General features: G+C 56.0%; 10 protein-coding genes. 7 read left to right on the top strand and 3 right to left on the bottom strand.

What is annotated here, in order from left to right:
* The 5 genes from PROAA_RS05115 to motD form a co-directional block, all read left to right on the top strand.
* The coding region (locus PROAA_RS05115; protein WP_483771104.1) for a flagellar biosynthesis protein FlhF at positions 1 to 762 on the top strand (762 nt) is incomplete at its 5' end.
* A complete protein-coding gene (locus PROAA_RS05110) occupies positions 755 to 1,639 on the top strand; it encodes a MinD/ParA family ATP-binding protein (RefSeq protein WP_186410310.1) in 885 nt (294 codons plus the stop codon). The genes PROAA_RS05115 and PROAA_RS05110, both read left to right, overlap by 8 nt.
* Before the next feature lie 12 nt (positions 1,640 to 1,651).
* A complete protein-coding gene (locus PROAA_RS05105; RefSeq protein WP_186410309.1) occupies positions 1,652 to 2,395 on the top strand; it encodes an RNA polymerase sigma factor FliA in 744 nt (247 codons plus the stop codon).
* On the top strand, positions 2,388 to 3,128 hold the full coding sequence (locus PROAA_RS05100; RefSeq protein ID WP_186410308.1) for a flagellar motor protein: 741 nt from the start codon (positions 2,388 to 2,390) through the stop codon (positions 3,126 to 3,128). The genes PROAA_RS05105 and PROAA_RS05100 overlap by 8 nt, the downstream gene beginning before the upstream one ends.
* Before the next feature lie 3 nt (positions 3,129 to 3,131).
* On the top strand, positions 3,132 to 3,920 hold the full coding sequence (gene motD, locus PROAA_RS05095) for a flagellar motor protein MotD (protein ID WP_186410307.1): 789 nt from the start codon (positions 3,132 to 3,134) through the stop codon (positions 3,918 to 3,920).
* 10 nt (positions 3,921 to 3,930) lie between these two features.
* Here motD and PROAA_RS05090 read toward each other — a convergent pair whose 3' ends face one another.
* From PROAA_RS05090 to flgA, 3 genes are all read right to left on the bottom strand, one after another.
* Positions 3,931 to 4,407 (bottom strand): flagella synthesis protein FlgN, encoded by a 477-nt coding sequence (locus PROAA_RS05090; RefSeq protein ID WP_186410306.1) that lies wholly within the window; start codon positions 4,405 to 4,407, stop codon positions 3,931 to 3,933.
* Between the two features lie 14 nt (positions 4,408 to 4,421).
* Positions 4,422 to 4,706 carry a flagellar biosynthesis anti-sigma factor FlgM gene (flgM, locus tag PROAA_RS05085; protein WP_186410305.1) on the bottom strand — a complete coding sequence of 95 codons (285 nt, stop codon included), beginning with the start codon at positions 4,704 to 4,706 and terminating at the stop codon, positions 4,422 to 4,424.
* Positions 4,707 to 4,854: 148 nt separating this feature from the next.
* Positions 4,855 to 5,559, bottom strand: coding sequence for a flagellar basal body P-ring formation chaperone FlgA (gene flgA / locus PROAA_RS05080; protein ID WP_186410304.1), 705 nt, complete (start codon positions 5,557 to 5,559; stop codon positions 4,855 to 4,857).
* A 204-nt stretch (positions 5,560 to 5,763) separates the two neighbouring features.
* On the opposite strand from flgA, the gene flgB reads away from it, so the two are divergent.
* Both flgB and flgC read left to right on the top strand, forming a co-directional pair.
* Positions 5,764 to 6,168: a flagellar basal body rod protein FlgB gene (gene flgB / locus PROAA_RS05075; protein WP_186410303.1), complete on the top strand. Its 405-nt coding sequence runs from the start codon at positions 5,764 to 5,766 to the stop codon at positions 6,166 to 6,168.
* A 5-nt stretch (positions 6,169 to 6,173) separates the two neighbouring features.
* Positions 6,174 to 6,469 (top strand): flagellar basal body rod protein FlgC (gene flgC, locus PROAA_RS05070; RefSeq protein WP_186410302.1); only part of this gene is annotated, 296 nt, incomplete at its 3' end.

Here is a 6,469-nt window from a genome sequence, read left to right as displayed (position 1 = left end):
GCGGCGAAGGCACTGGCTTGGGTTAAGGTCGGTGCTGATCGTTCCTTGCTGACCATCGCACCCAAGAACGATATCGTCGACCGTGGCGGAATCTACGCACTGGTTGGCCCGACCGGTGTCGGCAAAACGACGACTACCGCCAAGCTTGCGGCCCGCTGCGTTCTGCGTCACGGAGCGAGCAAAGTGGCGCTGGTCACGACGGATGGTTACCGAATCGGGGCTCACGAACAACTGCGGATTTATGGTCGCATTCTCGGTGTGTCGGTGCATCTGGTAAAAGACGCTGAAGAGTTGAGCCAGACGCTGTCCGATCTTCAACACAAGCACATGATACTTGTCGATACGATGGGCATGAGTCAGCGTGACAGAATGGTTGGTGAACAGGTGGCGATGTTTGAAAACAGCAATGTCAAACGTCTGCTGCTGCTTTCCGCCACGGGGCGTGGAGACACCCTCGACGACGTAGTGCGCGCTTATAGCGGCCCAGACCTTGCCGGATGCATTTTGAGCAAGGTCGACGAGGCGGCAGGGATCGCATCGGCGATCGATGTCATTATCCGTCACGGTTTGCGGCTGCACTACGTCTCGAATGGGCAGCGCGTGCCAGAAGATCTGCATCTGCCCAATCGTGCCTATCTATTGCACCGTGCTTTCAAGGATGTGCCGGAAGCTTCGCCGCATCGCTTGGGCGGCCTCGAGCCGGGCCTGATGATGGCCAGTGCCGGTTCCGGCATGGTTGCCGCCGGAGGCCGTCGTGGTTGAGGCTCACAGGGACCAGGCTGCTGGTCTGCGGCGGCTTTTTAGCCGAAAGCCGCCGCGCATCGTCACTTTTGCGGCTGGTAGTGTCGGCGTTGGAAAAAGCATACTGGTAGCCAACCTCGCCGCTGCCCTGGCTCGCCAAGGCAAGGAAGTCCTGGTTCTGGACGAGAATACAAAGAAGAATGTCGCGTCCTGTTTCGGAGCGCTCGCGCGCCACGACCTCCTCCATGTAATCAATCGAGAGCGGGCGCTTTCCGAGGCGATTTTAACGGTGGCGCCTGGCATTCGAGTCTTGCCGGCAGCGCGTGCGGTGACGAAACTCGGGAGATTGAGCCTTGCGCAACAAGAATCTTTTTTGGAGAGCATCACTGGCATGGAGCGTCAGGCGGATGTGATTCTGGTGGACGCCTCCCTTGACCATCCGCTTGGCTTTTCCCCGCTTGGCCTAGCCGCGCACGATACGGTGGTGGTTATTTCGCCTACCGGTTCGTCAATTACCGATGCTTATGCACTGATCAAGAAAGTCAGTTTGGGCTACGCGCGCAAGAACTTCCGGATCCTGGTGAATAAGGTGCGCAGTCTGGATGAAGCCAAGTCGATTTATGGCAATATTTCCAAGCTTGCTCGCAGTCGCGGCCTGGCGCGCCTTGAATACACCGGTTACGTGCTTCTGGACGAGTGCTTGCGCCAGGCATCGCACCTGTCCCAGCCTGTCGATGGCCTCTTTCCCGACTCCCCTGCCGCAAGGGCGTATCGAACGATTGCCAGTGATCTGCTCACCTGGCCGTCGTCCGGCGAGGAGCCCGGCGGACTCGAAGAATTCGTGCAACAGCTATTACACCTGAGCAAGCAGATCGATCCGATAGCGATTTACGCTTGACGCCACCAACACATGTATAACGCTGCTGGGCAGATCGACAAGGATCAGTTGATACAGCGCTTCGCTCCGCTCGTTAAGCGCATCGCCTATCATCTGATGGCCCGATTGCCTTCAAGTGTTCAGGTCGACGATCTGATCCAGAATGGCATGATGGGTTTGCTGGATGCCATCAATCGCTTTGAGGCAGGAATGGGGGCGCAGTTTGAAACCTATGCTGCCCAGCGGGTGCGCGGTGCCATGCTGGATGGTTTGCGCGAGAATGACTGGTTGCCGCGCAGTTTGCGGCGGGATTTTCGTCGCATTGAAGTCGCCATTTCCCAACTCGAACAGGAGTACGGGCGTACGCCAAGCGAGTCGGAGCTAGCCGAAACGCTCGGCATGGCACTTGCCGAATACCAAAAGATGCTACAGGATGCACGAGGGCATCAACTTATTTCCTTCGAGGATATGATCGATGATGGCAATGAGGATTTTCTCGAACGGCATTTGTCTGACGACTCGAACGAACCGTCACGGATTCTGGAGGACGAGAGTCTGCGCAAATCACTGGTGCAGGGTATCGAGTTGCTGCCCGAGCGTGAAAAATTGATGATGGCACTCTATTACGAACAGGATCTCAACCTGCGCGAGATCGGGGAGGTCATGGGTGTCACAGAATCACGTGTCTGCCAGTTGCATAGTCAGGCTGTAGCCAGGTTGCGTGCACGGATTTTTGGCGATACGGGCCTCAGGAAGAAGGCCCAGAAGAATGGATAAGATCAGCGTTCTCGGATTGCTGTTCGGTATTGTGGCGATCGTTGGCGGTCAGCTACTCGAGGGCGGCCATATCGCATCGCTCTCGCAGCCGACGGCGCTGCTGATCGTGCTTGGCGGTACGATGGGTGCAGTCATGCTGCAGAGTCCCTACGCAACCTTTATGCGCGGAATGCGGATGGTTCGATGGGTGTGGTATCCGCCGGTCGTGGACCACCAGCAATTGATCAAGCAGATATCCAACTGGAGCCAGGTTTCCCGCCGTGAGGGCTTGTTGGCGCTGGAAGGCGTGATCAATCAACTGAAAGATGATTTTTCGCGCAAGGGCCTGCAATTGCTGGTCGATGGGGCCGAGCCGGAGCGTTTGCGCGAGGTACTTGAGGTCGACATCAGCACGTTTGAAGTGGAAATGAAACTGTCGGCAAGAATATGGGAAGCCGCGGGAGGCTACTCGCCGACCATCGGCATTCTGGGCGCTGTGCTGGGTCTGATCCACGTCATGGAAAATCTTTCCGATCCATCCAAACTGGGTGCCGGGATCGCGGTTGCGTTTGTCGCTACCATCTATGGCGTGGGGCTAGCCAATCTGGTATTTCTGCCGATAGCCAACAAACTCAAGGCGCATATCGGTCGCCTGATAGTCCAGCGCGAGATGATTGTCGATGGCCTAGTTGGTATTGCCAACGGGGACAATCCTCGGATCATCGAAAGCCGTCTCAAGGGTTACATTTTTTAGCTTATGGCACGCCGCAAACACGAAGAAGAGCACGATAACCACGAGCGCTGGCTGGTTTCGTATGCGGATTTCATTACTCTGCTGTTTGCGTTCTTTGTGGTGATGTATGCGCTTTCAACGGTCAATGAGGGGAAGTATCGTATTCTGAGCGATTCAATGTCGAGCGCCTTTCGCAACGTGCAAGTCAATAGTTCGTCGCCGCTGCCAGTAACATTGACGCCGCCGATACCGGTAATTCAAAAACCGAGAGCGGCGGAGAGGGCGCAGGAGGCGGTGAAACAAAAGCGACGCGATAAGATGCGAAATGTCGCCCAGGACATTCTGGAAGTCATGGCACCACTTATCGAGCAGGGCAAGGTGCGAGTGATCGAAACAAGCCGTGGAGTGACGATCGAGATCAACGACAGCATTCTATTCTCACCGGGGCAGGCGCTTTTGCAGCCTGCTTTGGTCAAGGCCATGGGCGCGATTGCGGACGTACTGGCGCCCACTGACTTCCCGATTACCATTGAAGGTCATACTGACAACGTACCGATCAATACGCTACAGTTTCCCTCCAATTGGGAACTCTCAGCGGTGCGTGCAACGACAGTTCTGCGACTGTTCGTTGATTCCGGCGTGGTGCCTGATAGATTGACCGCGATCGGCTACGCCGATACGCGCCCCGTAGAGCCGAACCTTCTGGCTGACGGTCGGGCGCGCAACCGCCGGGTGACGATTCTTATCGACTCGGCTGATCCAGAGAAAGGCAAAGAGGTCGATCTCGAATCGCGGCCGGTATCGCAGCCATAAATTACGGGGATCACACAGCGTCGGAAATGCGCCTTTTGCTCGGCGATTTCGATTGCCCGTCTGGGCCGTAGAGATCAAAGGAATCTTTGCCGCCCTGCAGGGCTTCCAAAGCCTTGGCATTGTATTGCATACGCATCTGTATCAATTCACCATTGAGCCGATTCAACTCACGGGCTTCGCTGGCCAGAGACAGAATCCGTTGCCATGCGTCAAGAACGTTTTTTTCTTGCGGATTTTTTGCGCACCAGGATTCCACGCCAACGAGGTCGGCGGCAAATCCCTGCTCGGCAAGCGATTGGTTGCGCTGTGCAGCGAGAGCGTTCAAACGAGCGGCAAGGCCCGCTTTTTTGTCTATCAGGGCGGGCAATTCATCGGTTTTCCCGGTGCTTAGCGCAGTCTGCTCAAGCTGAAGCAGACCAATAAACTGCTGAACGGCCTTAGCCTCGGCATCCAAAGTCTGCTGAAAGGCGGTCGTTGGGGCCGTCACAGTAATAGCCAAAGTCAGGCCTGCCGCTGGTTGTCCACAAGTTCCTTGGCGGAGGCAATCAAGCGGTCGGCGATGGCGCCAGCATTGATCGCGAAACGACCATCCGAGATGGCCTGCTTGATTTCCGACACACGGGTCGCGTCGAAGGGCGGCTGATCATCCGTGGTGCTTAACTGCGCGGAAACAAAACTTAACTTGACGTCATCGTTCGCTACCGACGCTGCTTTGCTGCTGGAATGCCCATGCGGTTCATTGACACGTGGCGCAACAGCGGGCTTGGTACTGCTCTCGATCTTCATGATGATGCCTCAAAAAAGTATTCTACTCAGGCGAACTAACGGCTCCAACCGATGAAACTTTAGCACCAATTCACGGCGTCATTAGGCTTGTCTGGAGCAATGCCGGCGGTAATGGAGTGAAAAGCTGCCGTTAAACCAACTCTTTGGCTCAATGAGAAACTTCAACTATTCCTCCGGGCCGGGCGATGCCGCTAACCGTCTGACCGGAGGCGGTGCGGACCTGAACCACTTGACCCGCGATCGCATTGTTGAGAGCCTTGCCTTCACTGCTGACGCTGAAACCAGGGCCGTTTGAGACGGTTCTGACATTTTGCCCCTGCTGGACCGCCCATGGGTCGACCAACAGATCACCACGAACTGGCTGGCCGGCGGAGAATCCATTCTTCACTATCTTGCCGATAGCCTGTGTCTGATCAGTGACGACGTTTACGGGCAACCTGCTCAGATCGCCACTGCGGACAACAACGTCTGTTGCACCGACTACGTATCCGGCAGGCATCGCCCGCGTTGAGATCAAGTAGTTGCCGGTAACGTTTACCTGTACCGGAAGATAGATCGTCCAATTCGACGGGCCCAGGCAGCGAACGCCTACAGTTGCCTTGCCCCATAGCCTGCTGCCTGACGGCAGGAACGGTTCGAACGCATTGCAGGGCGATAACTCGGTGCGGCGATCAAGTTGCCCAATGCTGTAAGTGGATTTGCCGGGCAGGCCCTTTGTTTGCGTTCGCAAGTAGTCTTCCACCGCGCTGTAGAGCTGGGGGGTCTGTGCATGCGACAGCAACGGAGCCAGAAACAGTAGACAAGAGATTGCGCAGAAGTGGCGCAGCAGCCGATGCGTACATAAGAAGTTCATGGCGCTATTTTGCCTGATCACAGCAGGATAGCGAAGCAATCCGTGGGTGGCCGATCATCGCCTTGTACAACCGCCCGGCAAAATTTGCCGATTGTTTGTCAGGAGGGGGCGATATTGGCCGGAAGATGCCTGCCAACGAGGGCTTCACTCTATGGCGCAAGAATTGCTTAGCTCTGATTGATTGTCAAATAAGCAGGAGTCATCGTGGTCAGCAAATTAGACAACGCGCTTGAATTTCAGCAGGTCGCACTTGGCCTGCGTGCCCACCGGCAACAGATTCTGGCCGGCAACATTGCCAACGCCGATACGCCTCACTACAAGGCGCGGGACTTCGATTTTTCGACGGCCCTCAGGAATGCTGTCGCCGGACGCGGTTCGGGGGCCGGGTTGCAGCTTGTTGCAACGTCTGATCGTCATCTGCAAGGCACTTCGAATTCAGGTCCTGTGCGTCTCCAGTATCGCACTCCACCGCAAGACAGCGCCGATGGAAATACTGTGGATATGGATTTGGAGCGGGCAAATTTTTCCGAGAACGCTATTCATTATGACGCGGGTTTGACTTTTATCACGGGCAAGATCAAAACGTTGATGTCGGCAATACAAGGGTAGAAATCATGAGCGTATTCAATGTGTTCCATATTGCCGGCAGTGCCTTGACGGCGCAAGCAATGCGCCTCAATGCGGTGGCCAGCAATCTCGCCAACGCCGACAGTATCGCTGGCCCGGATGGCAAGCCTTATCGCGCCAAACAGGTTGTATTTGAAGCGACACCGATGAATGGACAAGCCGGACAGGGCGTGCGCGTCAAGCAGGTCGTCGAGGATGCCAGCCCGGGACGCATGGTCTATGACCCGCGAAATCCTGCCGCTGACGAAAAAGGATTCGTGATGATGCCGAATGTGAGCGCGGT

This window comes from Candidatus Propionivibrio aalborgensis (genome assembly GCF_900089945.1).
In the GTDB taxonomy this organism is placed as follows: Bacteria; Pseudomonadota; Gammaproteobacteria; order Burkholderiales; family Rhodocyclaceae; genus Propionivibrio; species Propionivibrio aalborgensis.
This window is presented reverse-complemented; position numbering and strand designations above follow the sequence as displayed.

Bases quoted from the DNA above. Each gene is read 5' to 3' on its own strand.
- PROAA_RS05105 (WP_186410309.1), top strand. From the start codon at position 1,652: ATGTATAACGCTGCTGGGCAGATCGACAAGGATCAGTTGATACAGCGC.
- PROAA_RS05100 (WP_186410308.1), top strand. From the start codon at position 2,388: ATGGATAAGATCAGCGTTCTCGGATTGCTGTTCGGTATTGTGGCGATC.
- motD (WP_186410307.1), top strand. From the start codon at position 3,132: ATGGCACGCCGCAAACACGAAGAAGAGCACGATAACCACGAGCGCTGG.
- flgM (WP_186410305.1), bottom strand. From the start codon at position 4,706: ATGAAGATCGAGAGCAGTACCAAGCCCGCTGTTGCGCCACGTGTCAAT.
- flgA (WP_186410304.1), bottom strand. From the start codon at position 5,559: ATGAACTTCTTATGTACGCATCGGCTGCTGCGCCACTTCTGCGCAATC.